Annotated in this window: 16 protein-coding genes; 12 read left to right on the top strand and 4 right to left on the bottom strand. The window is 68.6% G+C overall.

Annotated elements, in window-relative coordinates; genetic code table 11:
* The first annotated feature begins 57 nt into the window (after positions 1-57).
* From K1Y73_RS18135 to K1Y73_RS18105, 7 genes are all read left to right on the top strand, one after another.
* Positions 58-726, top strand: a complete 669-nt coding sequence (locus tag K1Y73_RS18135; RefSeq protein WP_225029718.1) for an adenylate kinase — start codon at positions 58-60, stop codon at positions 724-726.
* A 67-nt stretch (positions 727-793) separates the two neighbouring features.
* Positions 794-1051 carry a DUF4212 domain-containing protein gene (locus K1Y73_RS18130; protein WP_225029717.1) on the top strand — a complete coding sequence of 86 codons (258 nt, stop codon included), beginning with the start codon at positions 794-796 and terminating at the stop codon, positions 1049-1051.
* A 15-nt stretch (positions 1052-1066) separates the two neighbouring features.
* A complete protein-coding gene (locus tag K1Y73_RS18125) occupies positions 1067-3019 on the top strand; it encodes a sodium:solute symporter family protein (RefSeq protein ID WP_225029716.1) in 1953 nt (650 codons plus the stop codon).
* Positions 3020-3095: 76 nt separating this feature from the next.
* Positions 3096-4922 (top strand): DUF294 nucleotidyltransferase-like domain-containing protein, encoded by a 1827-nt coding sequence (locus tag K1Y73_RS18120; protein WP_225029715.1) that lies wholly within the window; start codon positions 3096-3098, stop codon positions 4920-4922.
* A gap of 18 nt (positions 4923-4940) precedes the next feature.
* Positions 4941-5459 carry a hypothetical protein gene (locus K1Y73_RS18115; RefSeq protein ID WP_225029714.1) on the top strand — a complete coding sequence of 173 codons (519 nt, stop codon included), beginning with the start codon at positions 4941-4943 and terminating at the stop codon, positions 5457-5459.
* A gap of 1 nt (position 5460) precedes the next feature.
* Positions 5461-5847, top strand: a complete 387-nt coding sequence (locus K1Y73_RS18110) for a response regulator transcription factor (RefSeq protein ID WP_225029713.1) — start codon at positions 5461-5463, stop codon at positions 5845-5847.
* A 10-nt stretch (positions 5848-5857) separates the two neighbouring features.
* The gene (locus K1Y73_RS18105; protein ID WP_225029712.1) at positions 5858-7930 is read left to right on the top strand and encodes a 3'-5' exonuclease; all 2073 of its coding nucleotides are present in this window, start codon (positions 5858-5860) and stop codon (positions 7928-7930) included.
* 308 nt (positions 7931-8238) lie between these two features.
* Here K1Y73_RS18105 and truA read toward each other — a convergent pair whose 3' ends face one another.
* Positions 8239-9012 (bottom strand): tRNA pseudouridine(38-40) synthase TruA, encoded by a 774-nt coding sequence (gene truA / locus K1Y73_RS18100; protein ID WP_225029711.1) that lies wholly within the window; start codon positions 9010-9012, stop codon positions 8239-8241.
* 91 nt (positions 9013-9103) lie between these two features.
* Between truA and K1Y73_RS18095 the strand changes: the two genes are divergently transcribed.
* Together K1Y73_RS18095 and K1Y73_RS18090 are read left to right on the top strand one after the other, a co-directional pair.
* Entirely contained in the window at positions 9104-10519 is a 1416-nt protein-coding gene (locus K1Y73_RS18095; RefSeq protein ID WP_225029710.1) for a YcjX family GTP-binding protein, read from the top strand.
* Positions 10516-11514 (top strand): YcjF family protein, encoded by a 999-nt coding sequence (locus K1Y73_RS18090; RefSeq protein WP_404819104.1) that lies wholly within the window; start codon positions 10516-10518, stop codon positions 11512-11514. The genes K1Y73_RS18095 and K1Y73_RS18090 overlap by 4 nt, the downstream gene beginning before the upstream one ends.
* Positions 11515-11580: 66 nt before the next feature.
* On the opposite strand, the gene pth is transcribed toward K1Y73_RS18090, so the two are convergent.
* Positions 11581-12276 (bottom strand): aminoacyl-tRNA hydrolase, encoded by a 696-nt coding sequence (gene pth, locus K1Y73_RS18085; RefSeq protein ID WP_225029709.1) that lies wholly within the window; start codon positions 12274-12276, stop codon positions 11581-11583.
* Positions 12277-12369: 93 nt separating this feature from the next.
* Here pth and K1Y73_RS18080 point away from each other — a divergent pair, with 93 nt between their 5' ends.
* Together K1Y73_RS18080 and K1Y73_RS18075 are read left to right on the top strand one after the other, a co-directional pair.
* Complete coding sequence (locus K1Y73_RS18080; protein ID WP_225029708.1) at positions 12370-13050, top strand: FkbM family methyltransferase; 681 nt, start codon at positions 12370-12372, stop codon at positions 13048-13050.
* Positions 13051-13166: 116 nt separating this feature from the next.
* Positions 13167-13496, top strand: coding sequence for an antibiotic biosynthesis monooxygenase family protein (locus K1Y73_RS18075; RefSeq protein WP_225029707.1), 330 nt, complete (start codon positions 13167-13169; stop codon positions 13494-13496).
* Between the two features lie 104 nt (positions 13497-13600).
* Here the strand turns inward: K1Y73_RS18075 and K1Y73_RS18070 are convergent, their stop codons facing one another.
* Complete coding sequence (locus K1Y73_RS18070) at positions 13601-14206, bottom strand: 50S ribosomal protein L25/general stress protein Ctc (RefSeq protein WP_225029706.1); 606 nt, start codon at positions 14204-14206, stop codon at positions 13601-13603.
* Between the two features lie 255 nt (positions 14207-14461).
* On the opposite strand from K1Y73_RS18070, the gene K1Y73_RS18065 reads away from it, so the two are divergent.
* A complete protein-coding gene (locus tag K1Y73_RS18065; RefSeq protein ID WP_225029705.1) occupies positions 14462-15616 on the top strand; it encodes an MFS transporter in 1155 nt (384 codons plus the stop codon).
* A gap of 16 nt (positions 15617-15632) precedes the next feature.
* Here K1Y73_RS18065 and K1Y73_RS18060 read toward each other — a convergent pair.
* Positions 15633-16252: thiamine pyrophosphate-dependent enzyme (locus K1Y73_RS18060; RefSeq protein ID WP_263626680.1), on the bottom strand; the 620-nt coding region annotated here is incomplete at its 5' end.

The following is a 16252-nucleotide window of genomic DNA, read 5'->3' as shown; positions in this document are numbered from 1 at the left end:
GCCGATCCGTCCGTGGTCGAGGACCTGATCGAAAACCGCATGAACAAGGCCTGACCCATGCCAAACGCCCCCGTTCTCATCCTGCTTGGCCCCCCCGGGGCCGGCAAGGGCACCCAGGCCCGGATGCTGGAAGAGGATTTCGGTCTGGTCCAGCTGTCGACCGGCGACATGCTGCGCGCGGCGGTGGCCGCGGGCACCGAGGCCGGCAAGCGCGCGAAATCGGTGATGGAGGCGGGGCAGCTCGTCTCGGACGAGATCGTGCTGGCGATCCTGAAGGACCGCATGGCGCAGCCCGATGTCGCCCGCGGCATCATCCTGGACGGCTTTCCCCGCACCGACGGTCAGGCGGCGGCGCTGGACGGGCTGCTGGCGGCCGCGGGCCGGAAGGTCACCGCGGCGGTCAGCCTTGAGGTCGACGACGAGGCGATGGTGGGCCGGGTTTCAGGCCGCTACACCTGCGCCAAATGCGGTGAAGGCTATCATGACACGTTCAAGCATCCCGCCGTGGCGGGGGCTTGCGACAAATGCGGCGGTACCGAGTTCAAGCGTCGGGCCGACGACAATGCCGAAACGGTGCGCGAAAGGCTGAAGGCCTATCACGCCCAGACGGCACCGCTGATTGCCTATTACGAGGAACAGGGCGTTTTGGCCCGCATCGACGCGATGGGACCCATCGCCGAAGTGCGCGAGGCGCTGGCTTCCATCGTGGGGCAAGTGGCGGCGTAAAGGGAGGCCCGTTGCCCCGGCAGGGAGGGGGCTGCGGGAGGGACAAGTCAAACAGGGAGTGACACTCATGGCGGACAAGACCTCTGCCAACGCCTATTGGGCGGCGAATGTCCGGATCATCCTCATCTCGTTGGTGGTCTGGTTTGCCTGCTCGTTCGGCCTTGGCATTCTTCTTCGGCCCGCGCTGGAAGGGATCCATATCGGCGGTGCCGATCTGGGCTTCTGGTTTGCGCAGAACGGCTCGATCTACGTCTTTCTCGTCCTGATCTTCGTCTACACGAAGGTGATGGGAAAAGTAGACCGTGAACACGGCGTGGACGAGTAAGGGGGAACGGGACAGATGGATCAATTCACCCTTAACCTGATCGTGGTTGGCATCACCTTTGCCATCTACATCGGGATTGCGCTTTGGGCGCGCGCGGGTTCCACCGCAGAGTTCTACGCCGCCGGTCAGGGGGTTCACCCCGTGCTGAACGGCATGGCGACGGGCGCTGACTGGATGTCGGCGGCCTCGTTCATCTCGATGGCCGGCATCATCGCGCTTGCGCCTGCCGGCGGCTACGAACAATCGGCCTATCTGATGGGCTGGACCGGCGGCTATGTGCTGCTGGCCCTTCTGCTTGCGCCCTATCTGCGCAAGTTCGGCAAGTTCACCGTGCCCGAATTCATCGGCGACCGGTTCTATTCGGGTGGCGCGCGTCTGATCGGCGTGATCTGCCTGATCGTGATCTCGATCACCTATGTGATCGGGCAGATGCGCGGCGTGGGCGTTACCTTCTCGCGCTTCCTGGAAGTCTCGACCGATATGGGCCTTTATATCGGCGCGGCGCTGGTCTTCGTCTATGCCGTGCTTGGCGGGATGAAGGGCATCACCTACACGCAGGTTGCGCAATATGTCGTGCTGATCATCGCCTATACGGTTCCGGCGATCTTCATCTCGCTGTCGCTGACCGGCAGCTTCCTGCCCCAACTCGGTCTGATCGGGTCCTATGCGCCTTCGGGCGGCGAGATCTCGATGCTGGCCAAGCTGGATTCGGTCGTGACCGAACTGGGCTTCAAGGCCTATACGTCGGAAACCGCCAACATGCTGAACATGTTCCTGTTCACCATGTCGCTGATGATCGGCACCGCGGGTCTGCCGCATGTGATCATCCGCTTCTTCACCGTTCCGAAAGTTGCCGATGCGCGGTCTTCGGCCGGCTGGTCGCTGGTCTTCATCGCGCTTCTTTACACGGTTGCTCCGGCCGTCGGTTCGATGGCGCGTCTGAACCTGACGACCACCTTCTGGCCCGGCGCCGTCACCGGCTCGGCCCTGTCGGCCCCGGCACTGTCGCTGGCCGATATCGAGTCGAAGCCGGAACTGTCCTGGGTTGAAACCTGGCGTCACACCGGTCTTCTGGCCTTTGAAGACAAGAATGGCGACGGGCTGATCCAGTACTTCAACGAACCGAAGGCCGTGACCGATGCGGGCAAGGCTGTGACCGAGGCCACGGCAGCGCTGACCGCCGCGGCCGAGGCCGACAAGCCGGCCGCCCAGGCCACGCTGGACCAGGCCAATGCCGCGCTGGATGCAGCGCTGGCGGAAGCCAAGCTGGGCGACAAGACGCTGGCCGAACTGGGCCTGCGGGGCAACGAACTGACCAAGGTCGACAACGACATCATGGTTCTTGCCAATCCTGAAATCGCGGCGCTGCCCGGCTGGGTGGTGGCGCTGGTTGCCGCCGGTGCCCTGGCGGCTGCCCTTTCGACCGCTGCGGGCCTGCTGCTTGCGATCTCGTCGGCGATCTCGCATGACCTGATCAAGGGCTCGATCAATCCGAACCTGTCGGAAAAGGCCGAGCTTCTCTGGGCCCGTATCGCCATGACCGGCGCCATCATCGTGGCGACCTGGCTTGGCCTCAACCCGCCCGGCTTTGCCGCGCAGGTGGTGGCGCTGGCCTTCGGTCTGGCGGCGGCGACGATCTTCCCGGTTCTGATGATGGGCATCTTCTCGAAGCGCATCAACAAGGAAGGGGCGATCGCCGGCATGCTGGTGGGCCTGATCTTCACCGCCTGCTACATCTTCGTCTACAAGGGCTGGTTCTTCATCCCGGGCACCAACAACCTGCCCGACACGGCGGCGAATTATGTCCTTGGCATCTCGCCCCTGTCGATCGGTGCGGTTGGCGCGGTGGTGAACTTCGTCGTGGCCTATGTGGTCTCGATGGTCACCAAGGCCCCGCCGGCGCATGTCATCGACCTGATCGAGTCGATCCGCGTGCCGAAAGGCGCCGGCGCGGCCCAGTCGCACTGACCTGACCTGCGCGCCTCCGGGGGGCTTTCCCCGGGGGCGCGTTCCCTTCCAGCCGGGACCAAGCAGAGGACGGGCCATGGATGATCAGGACAGTCGGGGCATCATCGCCTTTCTCGAAACGGTCCACCCCTATGACAGCCTGCCGCAGGACGAACTGGCGCGTGTCGCCACTTCCTTCGGCCGCAGGGATTTTGCCGAAGACGAAGTGATCTATCGCGCCGGCGACCCGATTGCCGCGCTGTTTCTGGTTCTGCAGGGCTCGATCGAGGTGCTGGAACCCTCGGGCGGGCTGGTCTCGCTGCTGGGCCCGCGCAATTCCTTTGGCGAGCGTGGGCTTCTGCGCGACGGCATCGCGGTGACAACGGCGCGGGCGACGCAGGGGGCGGCGGTGCTGCTTTTGCCCGAGGCCGAATTCCGCCGCCTGATCGACAGCTACCCGGCCTTCGAGCGCTTTTTCCAGCGCGGCCGCGCCACCGAGGCGCGCGAGGCCGACATCACCAGCCGCAAGGTCGGCGATCTGATCGCCCGCGCGCCGATCTCGGTGCCGCCCGGAACCACGATCCGCGCCGCGGCGCAGCTGATGCGCGACAAACAGATCTCGTGCCTGGCCGTGGCCGAGGGCGAAAGGCTGCGCGGCATCGTCACCGCGCGCGATTTCACCAACAAGGTGCTGGCCGAGGGGCTGGACCCGGATCTGCCGGTCGATCGGGTGATGACGCGCGATCCGCGCAGCCTGTCGCCGGACGATCTGGGCTCGGACATCCTGCACACGATGCTGGAACACCGGATCGGCCATCTGCCGGTGGTGGATGACGGAAGGCTGGTGGGCATGATCACCCAGACCGACCTGACCCGCTATCACGCCGTCTCCTCGGCGGTTCTGGTGCGCGATGCCGCGACGGCGGAAAGCGTGGCCGATCTGGCCGCGATCACCGCGCGGATCCCGCGGCTGTTGCAGCAGCTTGTGGGGTCGAGCCAGGCGCATGAGGTGGTGACGCGGCTGATCACCGATATCGCCGATACCGTCACCCGCCGCCTTCTGGCGCTGGCCGAGGCGGAACTGGGCCCGGCGCCGGTTCCGTTCCTGTGGCTGGCCTGCGGCAGTCAGGGCCGGCAGGAACAGACCGGCGTGTCGGATCAGGACAATTGCCTGATGATCGACGATGCCGCGACGCCGTCCGACATGGCCTATTTCGCGCGGATGGCCAGGATCGTCTCGGACGGGCTGGATGCCTGCGGCTATGTCTATTGCCCGGGCGACATGATGGCCACCAATCCGCAATGGTGCCAGCCGATGCGGGTGTGGCGCGACTATTTCCGCAGATGGGTGCATGCGCCCGATCCGATGGCGCAGATGCTGGCCAGCGTGATGTTCGACCTGCGCCCGATCGGCGGGGTGGCCAGCCTGTACAGCGCCCTGCAGGCCGAAGTGCTGGAAATGGCGGCGCAGAATTCGATCTTCGTCGCCCATATGATCGGCAACAGCCTGAAGCACACCCCGCCGCTGGGCCTGTTGCGCGGCTTTGCCACCATCCGCTCGGGCGAACACAAGAACACCATCGATCTGAAGCATAACGGCGTCGTGCCGGTGGTGGATCTGGGCCGGATCTATGCGCTGATCGGCGAATTGCCGGCGGTGAACACCAGGGCGCGGCTGGTCGCGGCGGGCGAGGCGGGGGTGATCTCGACCTCGGGCGCGCGCGACCTGATCGAGGCCTATGACCTGATCGCCGAGACCCGGCTGGAGCATCAGGCCCGCAAGGTGAAGGCGGGGCTGAAACCCCACAATTTCATCGCGCCCTCGGATCTGTCGGATTTCGAGCGCAGCCATCTGCGCGACGCCTTCGTCGTCGTGCGCACCATGCAATCCGCCGTGGGCCAGGCCCGCGGCGCCAGAAGTTGAAGAAAGACGGTCTGACCCATGGCATTGGAACTTGTCGGAGCCCTGATCGCTGCCGCCGCTCTTGGGCTGTTCGCCTGGGCGCTGCGCCGCTGGTTCCCCGGCCTGCCGAAATGGCTGGTGCCGGTCGCCGCGGGGCTTGGCCTGATCGGCACGACGGTGGTGCTGGAATATGGCTGGTATGCCCGCGTCTCGGCCCAGCTGCCGCCGGGCTATCAGGTGGTCCATGTCGAGAACCAGTCCATGCCGCTGCGGCCCTGGACCTATCTCTGGCCGATCCACATGGGCTTTGTGGCGCTGGACGCGTCGAAGACCATGACCCATCCGCAGGTGCCGACGCTGCGGATGGTGACGCTGTACAGTTTCGCCCGCTGGAAGCCGGTTGAACAGGCGCTGATGGCGGTCGATTGCGCCGCCAGCCGCCGCGTTCTGGTGACGGCGGGGGTCGAGATCACCGCCGAAGGCCAGCTGAGAGGCGGCGAATGGCAGGTGGTGGAGCCGGACGATACGTTGCAGGAGGCCGCCTGCCGGGAGGGTTGAGATGGCCCAGAAGGACAGAAGACACCGCGTTCTCGTGGTGGAGGATGAAGACAATATCGCCCTGGCGCTGGATTTCCTGATGACGCGCGAGGGCTATGACCATGACCGGGTCGCCGATGGCGCCGCGGCCCTGCCGCGCATCCGCGAATTGCATCCCGATCTGGTTCTGCTGGATGTGATGCTGCCCGGCGCCTCGGGCTACGAAATCTGCCAGGATGTGCGGCTTGATCCCAGTCTTGCCGACGTCAAGATCCTGATGATGACGGCGCGCGGCTCGTCGATCGAGAAGCGCAAGGGGCTGGCGATCGGCGCTGACGGGTTCATCACCAAACCCTTCGAGCTGAAAGCCCTGCGCGAGGAAGTGCGCCGCCTTCTGAATGCCGGCTGAAAGGAGGCCGATGCTGACCCGCCTGTCGCTGCGCCTGCGGCTGTTTCTGATCTTCGCGGGCCTGGCCGCGGGGCTTGAAATCGCACTGGCGGCGGGGCTGGCGATCGGTTGGCACCGGCTGGCAGACCAGCCCGGGGCGCTGGACGGCTTCGTGCAGGGCGGCGCAGTTGCCGCCTTTGCGATCCTGGGTCTGGTGGCCTGGATCTGGTCCCTGTTCGACCTGAACGTCGCCAAGCCCATCGACCGGCTGGCCGGCGCCCTGCGCGCCCGCGCCCATGCCGATGTGACGGGGGGCATGGATGCCGAAATCGCCCGCTATCTGGGCGATCTTGCCCCGGCGGCGGTGGCCGCGGCGGCGACCCTGGCCGAAACCCGCAACGCCCTGGCCGAATCCGTCGCGCGCGAAACCCTGCAGCTCTCCGAGGAAAAATCGCGGCTTGAAGCCTTGCTGTCGGATGTGGGCCTGGGCGTCGTTCTTTGCTCGCCCGAGCATCAGCTGGTCTTCTACAACAGTTCGGCCGTCGATCTGATGGCCGCCGGCGTCGTGCCCGGGCTGGACCGGCCGCTGTTCGATTTCCTGCGCGAAGGCCCGGTGCGCCTGGCCTATGCCCGGCTGCTGGCGGTGGGCGATCCCGATGCGGCCAGCGATCTTCTTTGCACCACGGTTGCCGGGGCGCGGGTCTTGTCGGCGCGGATGCGGCTTTTGACGGCGCCGGGAGCCGGCGACCCGGGCTATGTGCTGACGCTGCGCGACGTGACGGCGGATCTGGCCGCCCATGCCCGGCGCGAGGCGCTGCTGGCCGAGATCTTCGACCGGCTGCGCCGCCCCTCGGCCAGCCTGTCGGCGCTGATGGAGGTGCTGCCCGACGGCAGCGTGACCCCGCCGCGGATGGAGGCGGCGCTGCGCCAGGAGGTGGAGGTGCTGGCCCGGACGGTGACCGAACTGGGCCGGCGCGATGACGAGGCGCGCGGCGATGGCGCGACCCTGGCGCTGACCCGGGCGGGGGACCTGGCCGATGGGCTGAAGGCGCGGCTGGAAGAGGCGGGCCTGGGGCTGGAGACCCGGGTGGCCGATCTGATCCTGCGCTGCAACGGCTTCGAGATCATCTCGGTTCTCGATCAGATCGCGCTCGCGATCCACCGGGCGGGGGCGCAGGGCCTGCGGCTGGAGATCGAGGAAGAGGATGCCGGGGCGATGCTGCGGCTGGTCTGGCGCGGGGCGCCGCTGGCGGTGGGCGATCTGGACCGCTGGCTGGACGCTCCGCTTGATGCGTCGGTGCCCGAGGCCTCGTGCCGGCAGGTGCTGGCGACCCATGCGACCGAGGCCTGGCCCGAGACGCTGGCCGGCGGCGAACACGCCCTGTGCCTGCCGATCCGCCAGGCCCGCCGTGCCGTGGCGCGGCCGCGGCCCGTGGTGCGCACGGTGGTCTACGATTTCGACCTGCTGGCACGGTCGCGCAGCGACAAGGTGGCCGAGACCCCGCTTTCGGATCTGACCTATGTGGTGTTCGACACCGAGACGACCGGGCTTCTGCCGCAGCAGGGCGACGAGATCGTCCAGATCGCCGCGGTGCGGATCGTCAACGGCCGCCGCGTCGAGGGCGAGGTCTTCGACACGCTGGTCAATCCCGGCCGGCCGATCCCGCTGTCCTCGACCGAGGTGCATGGCATCACCCAGGCGATGGTCGCCGATGCGCCCGGACCGGCCGAGGTGGTGGCGCGCTTCCACAAGTTCAGCCAGGGCGCGGTGCTGATCGCGCATAACGCGCCTTTCGACATGCAATTCCTGCGCCGCCACGAGCGCGCGCCCGATCTGGTCTTCGGCAATCCGGTCCTGGACACGGTGCTGCTGTCCGCGGTGATCTATGGCCAGCATGAGGTGCATTCGCTGGATGCGCTGACACATCGTCTTGGGATCACCATCCCCGAAGAGGCGCGCCATACCGCGATCGGCGATACGGTGGCGACGGCGGATGCCTTCCTGAAGCTGATGCCGATGCTGAAGGGCCGCGGCTTCAGCACATTCGGCGATGTCCTGGTCGAGGTGCGCAAGCATGGCCGGCTGCTGAAGGATCTGAACTGAGCCGGGATCGGCGCGGCCGGGCGGGCAGGGGGGCTGTCTGCCCCCCTCGGCCTGCGGCCTCACCCCCCGAGGATATTTTTCCAGAGAGGAAGGCTGCAGGTTTTAGGGAAGCCTTAACCCGGCTGGGCAAGACTGAAGCTGCGGCACAGGCGGGGACGCCGATGACCGTCAGAGGGGAAGGCATTCCGCGGCTTGACCGGGTCTCCCGCGGATGCCCGAACCTGCTTGGCCGGTCTGCCTTGCAGCCTTCCTCTCTGCGCAAATATCCTCGGGGGGTTCGGGGGGCGAAGCGCCCCCGATCCGCGATCTCAGCCCGCGAAAGGATCGACCGGATAGCCGACTCCGGTCAGGTACAGCCCCTGCGGCGGGGCCACCGGGCCGCAGGCGGCGCGGTCGCGGGCGTTCAGCGCCGCGGTCACGTCCTCGGCGCTCCAGGCGCCGGCGCCGACGCGTTCCAGCGTGCCCACCATCGAGCGCACCTGATTGTGCAGGAAGCTGCGGGCGCGAAAGCGCAGCCGGTATTCCGCCCCGCCCGGATAGGGCATCTCTTCGACGGTGATCTCGTCCAGCGTCTTGACCGGGCTTTTCGCCTGGCACAGGACCGAGCGGAAGGTGGTGAAATCATGCAGCCCCACCAGCCGCGCGGCGCCGGCGCGCAGGGCTTCGGGGTCCAGCGGGCGCGAAATCTGCCAGACCAGCCCGCGTTCCTGCGTCACCGGCGCGCGGCGCGCGACGATGCGGAACAGATAGCGCCGCTCGACCGCCGAAAACCGCGCCTGGAAGCTGTCATCGACGCGCGCGCAGGCGGTGACCGCAACGGGGGCGGGTTTCAGATGCCAGTTCAGTGCCTCGGACAGGCGGAACGGATCCCAATCCTTGGCCAGATCGGCATGGGCGACCTGGCCTGTCGCATGTACGCCGGCATCGGTTCGGCCCGCGGCCTGGATGCGGTGTTCGCCCGGCTCCAGCCGCGCCAGCGCCTCTTCCAGCGCCTGTTGCACCGATGCCTGCCCGCCGGCCTGGCGCTGCCAGCCGCAGAACGGGCCTCCGTCATATTCGATCTTCAGGGCAAAGCGCGGCATATCCGCGCCTTAGCCGCAAGACCCGGCGCTGTCCACCTTTCCAACCGCGCGCGGCCTGCCTATCTTGGCCGCGAACACAAGGACGCAGCGCTTGGCCCTTTTCGGCATCACCGACCGGATCGCACGCGGGGTCGAGGGCGTACAGGCCTCGGTCTCGGAGGCGCTGTTCGAACCCTCGCTGCGGCTGGGCGTCACCGGCCTGTCGCGCGCGGGCAAGACCGTCTTCATCACCGCACTGATCGCGAACCTGCTGAACCGCGGCCGCATGCCGCAATTCGCCGCCGCGCGCGAGGGGCGGATCGAGGCGGCCTTCCTGCAGCCCCAGCCCGATGACACGCTGCCGCGCTTTGACTACGAGGCGCATCTGGCCGCGCTGACCGGCGACGATCCGCGCTGGCCGCAATCGACCCGGTCGATTTCCGAATTGCGCGTGTCGCTGCGCTATCGGCCGCAGGGCTGGTTCGCGGGCTGGCGCGGGCCGCAGGTGCTGCATCTGGATATCGTCGATTATCCCGGCGAATGGCTGCTGGATCTGGGCCTGATGACGCGCAGCTATGCCGAATGGTCCGAGGCCACGCTGGACCGGCTGGCCCGGCGCCGGCAGGGGGCGGCGTTTCTGGCGCTGGCCCGGGCCGAGGATGGCGCGCTGCGCCTGGACGAGGCGCGGGCGCTGGATCTGTCGCAAAGCTTCACCGCCTATCTGCAGGCCGCGCGCGAGGCGGGGTTTTCCGACCTGACGCCCGGGCGCTTCCTTTTGCCCGGCGATCTGGCCGGCTCGCCCGTCCTGACCTTCGCGCCCTTGCCAAAGCCCGCCAGCACCCCGCGCGGCAGCCTGTGGCGCGAGATGGAGCGGCGCTATGAGGCCTACAAGTCGCGCGTCGTGACGCCGTTCTTCCGCGACCATTTCGCCCGGATCGACCGGCAGATCGTGCTGGTCGACGTGCTGGGCGCCATCCATCAGGGTCCGCGCGCGGTGGAAGACCTGCGCCGCACCATGGCCGATGTGCTGGGCGCCTTCCGGGTCGGGCGCACCGGATGGCTGGCGGGGCTTCTGGGGGCGCGGCGGGTGTCGAAAATGCTGTTTGCGGCCACCAAGGCCGATCATCTGCATCATGATCAGCACCCGGCGCTGAGCGCGATCACCGAGGCGCTGCTGGCCGAGGCGAAATCGCGTGCCGATTTTGCCGGGGCCGAGACGGCGGCCCTGTCGCTGGCCGCCTTGCGCGCCACGGTCGAGGAACGGGTCGAACGCGACGGGCAAAGCCTGCCTGCCGTGCGCGGCCGGCTGCTGACCACCGGCCGCCCGGCGGTGATGTATCCCGGCGCCTTGCCCTCGGATCCGGCGCGGATCCTGTCGCCCGCCCGCGAAGGCGCCGAGCGCTGGCTGGATGCCGATTTCGGTCTGATGGCCTTCGCGCCCGCGCGGCTGACGCTGAAGCCGGGCGAAGGCCCGCCGCATATCCGCCTGGACCGGGCGGTCGAATTCCTGATCGGAGACGCGCTGTGACCGAGCCGCCCGTTCCCCCGAAACCCTTCGTGATCTACGAGGCCGAAGAGCCCGACCCCTCGGCCGCCGATCCGGTTGGCGACAGCCTGCCCGAGGGCGCGGCGATGCTGGCGGCGGCGGGTCTGGCCACGGCGCGCCGCTCGCGGCTGTGGTCCTGGGCGGGGGCGGCCTTCGGGCTGTTGTTCAGCTTCGTCCTCTCGGTCGCCGCCTGGGATTTCGTGGCGGGGCTTTTCGCGCGCAACGCCTTTCTCGGCTGGGTTGCCGCGGTGTTGATCGCGGTGGCGCTGGGCTTTGCGCTGCTGCTTGCCCTGCGTGAATATGCCGCCTATGCGCGGCTGGCGCGGATCGACGCCTTCCGCCGCCATGCCGCCGAGGCGGTGGCCAAGCCCGATCTGGCGCTGGCGCGGCGCGTCACCGGCAATCTGCTGCGGCTTTATGCCCAGCGGCCCGAAACCGCCTGGGGCCGGGCCCGCTTTGCCGAGCGCGAGGCCGAGGTGATGGATGCCGATGCGCTGCTGACCCTGGCCGAGCATGAGCTGCTGGCGCCGCTGGATGTGCTGGCCCGGGCCGAGGTCGAACGCGCGGCCCGCCAGGTGGCGCTGGTCACGGCACTGGTGCCCCTGGCGCTGGCCGATGTGGCCACGGCCTTGGTGGCGAACCTGCGGATGATCCGGCGCCTGGCCGAGATCTATGGCGGGCGCTCGGGCACCTTCGGCAGTCTGGGGCTGTTGCGACGGGTCTTCGCCTCGCTTCTGGCGACCGGGGCGCTGGCCTTGACCGACGATCTGATGGGATCGGTCGCGGGCGGCGGCGTGCTGTCGAAACTGTCGCGGCGCTTTGGCGAGGGCGTGGTGAATGGCGCGCTGACCGCGCGGGTGGGGGTGGCGGCGATCGAATTGTGCCGGCCCCTGCCTTTCGTCGCGGTGGAACGCCCGGGCGTGTCGGGGCTGGTCAGCGGCGCGCTGACCGGGTTGATGCCGAAAGGGGCGGGCTAGGCGCCCGGAATTTTCGAAAATTCCGGCAAAATTCTTCGAAGAATTTTGCGCCCCGGCCCCGGCCGGTCAGCGAAAGCGGTCCATCAGCTTCTGCATCGGGCTGCGGCTGTCTTCCGCGGCGGGCGCGGGCGGGGCGGGCTCGACCTTGGCGGGCTTTGCGGCCTCCGCCTTTTCGGCCCCGCCCGACGACCGCGGCGGCGCCACCCGCAGGCTGACCGCATTCATGAAGCGCGTGGCGTCGCCCGCGGCCAGCGCCACGGCCCCGTCGGAAATGCCGCGCAGAAGGTCATCCAGCCAGTCCTGATCGGCCTTGGCGAAATCATGCAGAACGTAAGCCGCCACCGCATCCTTGTGGCCGGGATGGCCGATGCCCAGCCGGATCCGGCCATAGGCCTCGCCCAGATGGGCATGGATCGAGCGCAAGCCGTTATGCCCGGCATGCCCGCCGCCCTGCTTGACGCGCGCCTTGCCCGGCGCCAGGTCCAATTCGTCATGGAACACCGTCACATCGGCCGGCGTCAGCTTCCAGAAATCCACCGCCGAGCGCACCGCCTGGCCCGAGAGGTTCATGAAGGTCTCGGGCTTCAGCAGCACCACCTTCTCGGCCCCCAGCCGGCCCTCGCTGACCAGGCCCTGATGCGCGCGCCGCCACGGCCCGAAGCCGTGATCGGCGGCGATCCGGTCCAGCGCCATGAAACCGATATTATGCCGGTTGCCGGCATATTTCGCCCCCGGATTGCCAAGTCCGACCCAAAGCTTCACCACCGTCTCCCGGCGCAACTGGACGCGCCCGCTGCGCGCCCCTAGGCTGCCGGTATAGCGGCGAAGCCGCCCCCGCTCAACCGGACCTGCCCCATGCCCGATTTCCAGCTGCGCGGCCTGACCCTGTCCTTGCCCCAATCGGCGCTGCGCGGCGGGCTGGAACAGGCGCTGGTCTCGGGCCGCTACGAGAATACCGAGGCGGATGCGCTGCTGCGCCATCTGCGCCCCGGGGATCGGTTTCTGGATCTGGGCGCGGGTCTGGGCTTTCTGTGCTGCCTTGCGGCGCGGGTTCTGGGCGCGCAGGCGGTGACGGGGGTCGAGGCGGGGCCCGAGACGGCGGCGCTGGCGCGGGCCAATCTGGATCGCAACGGCTTTGCCGCGGCGCGGCTGATGCAGGGCGCGGTGGTGCCGGCGGGGCAGGCCGGGCCGGTCGCCTTCGGTCAGCGGCCGGCCTTCTGGGCCTCGGCGCTGAAGGGGCAGGGCGATTGGCCGGAAAATGCCCAGGTCCTGCAAGTGCCGGGCCTGGCGGTGGATGCGCTTTTGGCCGAAGAGGCGCCCACGGTACTGAGCTGCGATATCGAGGGCGCCGAGCTTCAGGTTCTGACCGGCCCCTTTCCGCCCGGGCTGCGGGTGATCGTGATCGAGATCCATCCCGCGGTTTACGGCCTGCCCGGCACGAAACGGCTGTTCGATGCGCTGTCGGCCGCGGGCTTCGCCTTCTCGCCCCATGGCGCGCGCGGCGCGACGGTGGTGTTCGAGCGGCTGCCGGGCTGACGGGCGGCCTGTCTGGTCTTGACCCGGGCCGGCATCCGGCACAGACCTGATCCCAGCCAGACCGCGCGGGCCCAGGCCCTGGCGCGACCAGCCGGAAACCTGACTGGAGCCCCGCAATGTATTTGACGATGAACCGTTTCAAGGTGAAGGCCGGCGAAGAGGCCGCCTTCGAGGAGATGTGGAAAAGCCGCGACAGCCATCTGCCCGAGGTGCCGGGCTTTGTCTCGTTCCACCTGTTCAAGGGGCCCGAGGCGAATGGCGAACGGCTTTATGCCAGCCATACGATGTGGGTCAGCGAAGACGCCTTCAAGGACTGGACCAGGTCCGAGGCCTTCCGCGCGGCCCATCGCGGCGCGGGCGGGCATCAGGGGGTGATCCTGGGCCATCCGCAGCTGGAAGTCTTCGAGGCGGTCCAGACCATCACCGCCCCGGCCGTGCCGGCCTGAGCGCGGCCCCGAACCGGGCGCAGCCTGCCGGCTTTGGGCCGTCGGCTTGCGGCAAAAGAAAAGGGGGGCTTGCGCCCCCCGATCCTTGCATCCTGTCAGCCGGTTCAGGCTTCGGCTTCTTCGGCCTCGGCCGAAGCCAGACCCGACGGCGCCGCCAGATTCGCCACGGCGAAGTTGCGCGAGACGGTGGGCTTGGCACCCTTCGGCAGGGTGATGTCGTTGATGTGGATCACATCGCCGATCTGCTTGCCGGTCAGGTCCACGGTGATGTGGTCCGGGATGTCGCCAGCCTGGACTTCCAGTTCCACTTCGTGGCGCACGATGGTCAGCGTGCCGCCGCGCTTCAGCCCCGGAGAGGCTTCGGCATTCACGAAATCGACGTGGATGAACAGGTTGATGCGCGATTCGTCGTGAATGCGCATGAAGTCGACATGGGTCGGCAGGTCCTTGACCACGTCGCGCTGGACGCCGCGGCAGATGACATGCGTGTCGGGCTGACCTTCCACCTTCAGGTTGAACAGCGTCTGCAGGAACCGGCCCTGCTTCAGACGCTTCAGAAGGTAGTTGTAGTTCAGCGAAATGGCGACCGGCTCTTTGCCGTCGCCATAGACGATACCGGGTACGTTGCCCTCTCTGCGGGCTTGACGGGCGGCCCCCTTGCCTGTCCCCGTCCGCACCACGGCCTGAAGATCGGGGATCTCGCGAGCCATAGGTTTTCTCCTGAGTTAAACCGCCATCCTCCAAGGGTGCATGGCGGATGGGGGCGCATAGCCGAGAATCGTCGGGAAGGAAAGCCGGAAAGCGGCGGATCCCGGCGGGATCGCGCCGGGGGCAGATGAAGGCTTTGCCAGAGCAGGCGGCGAAAGGAAAGCATGCAGGGCCTGCCGTTTCGCGCCATCGCGCCGTCGCTTCCGGCATGGCGCGGCGGCTTGGCCCCGCCTAGAAGGGCAGGACAGGAGACCTTCATGCCCTTCGTCCAGACCTTGATCGCCGCGCGCCCGGTGGTGGCGGCCTTTGCGGCCATGGGCGTGGTCTGGGGCACCTTCGCCGCCGATCTGCCGGATCTGAAGGCGCAGCTGGGCGTCGACGAGGCGCGGCTGGGGCTGTTGCTGCTGTTCACCCCGCTGGCCGCCGTCCTCTCGATGCTGATGGCGCCGATGCTGGGCCATGCGCTGGGCCGCGTGGCGGTGCCGGTGGCGGCCATGGCGATGGCGCTGTCCTTCGCGCTGCCCGGGCAGGTGGCCACGGCGGCGCTGTTCCCGATCGCGATGATGGCCTGTGGCGCCGCGACCGGGCTGACCGATGTGCTGATGAACGCCCGCACCGCGCAGATCGAGAATGACCGCGACCTGCATCTGATGAACCTGACCCATGCCGCCTATTCCTTCGGCTATGCCGGGGGCGCGCTTCTGACCGGCGCTTTGCGCGCGCAGGGCTGGGGGCCGGGCGCGGTTCTGGGCAGCATGGCGGCGCTGGCCTTCCTGCTGGCGCTGTTCACGCTGGAGCGCGATGGGCGGATCCGCGGCCTGACCCGGCGCGAGGCAGGGCCGGGCGGGGCCGGGCTGGGGCTGGTGCCGCTGATCGGCGGCGGCATCGTGCTGATCGCCTTCCTGACCGAGAATGCCTCGGAAAGCTGGTCGGCGCTGCATATCGAGAAGACCCTGGGCGGCAGCCCGGGCGAAGGCGCGATGGGCCCGGCGGTGCTGGCGCTGACCATGGGCTTCGCGCGGCTGGCCGGGCAGGGGATCGTGGCCCGCGTCTCGGCCCAGCGGCTGCTGATCGGCGGTGCGCTGGTCGCGGGCTGCGGGCTTCTGGTCGCGGGGTTCGCGGTGACGCCGGCCATGGCACATGCGGGGTTCGTGGTGACCGGGATCGGGGCGGCGCTGATCTCGCCCACCGCGTTTTCGCTGGTGGGGCGGCTGGGCCCGCCCGAGCAGCGCGCCCGCGCCGTCGCCCGCGCAACCTTCTTCGGCTATTTCGGCTATTTCTTCGGCCCGCCCGCGCTGGGCTTCGTGGCCGGCGCCTTCGGGTTGCGCGCGGCCTTCGTCTTCACCGCGCTGATGCTGATGGCGATCCTGATCCTGGCGCCGATGATGGGCCGGGCGGCGAAGCGGGCCTAAGGGACCCGCGCGCGTTCTACAGCGCCTGCACCTCGATCAGCCGCGGCCCCTGGCGGGGCGCGGCCAGTGCGGCGGCCAGCGCCGCCGGATCCTGTGCCACCCGCGCGAAGGGCAACCCGCAGGCGGCGGCGAAATGGTCCATCTCCAGCGGCGAGGGCGCGCAGCCGATCACCTTGATCTGCGCTTCGGTCATCGCCTCGGCGATTTCGCGGAAGGCGGCGTTGTTCCAGACCAGGAAAGTCACATCCAGCCCTTCATCCAGCGCGGTGCGCAATTCGGCGGGGGAAAAGCCCAGGCCACCATCGCCGATCAGGCAGACGACCGGCACGCCGGGTTCCGCCACTGCCGCCCCGATCGCCGCGCCGGGGCCGAAGCCCAGGGCGCCAAAGCCGGTGGCGGCGTTGAACCAGCCGCGCGGGAAGGGCGCGTCGTAATAGAGGTTCCCGGCATAGACCGGCTGGGTGCTGTCGCCGACGATGCGGGCCTGCGGCAGGGCCGCGCGCACCGCCTCGACCATGGCCAGCTGGGCGGGCATCGACGGGTGCAGCCCGGCCAGTTCCGCCCGCGCCGCCTGCCGCGCCGCCGCCGCCCGCGCCGCGCCATCGCCCTTGCCGGGGGCAAGCCCTTCGGCCAGCG

It is taken from the genome of Xinfangfangia pollutisoli, from assembly GCF_020179405.1.
In the GTDB taxonomy this organism is placed as follows: Bacteria; Pseudomonadota; Alphaproteobacteria; order Rhodobacterales; family Rhodobacteraceae; genus Pseudogemmobacter; species Pseudogemmobacter pollutisoli.
The sequence above is the reverse complement of the archived record's forward strand: the minus strand, read 5'-3'. Positions and strand labels throughout refer to the sequence as shown.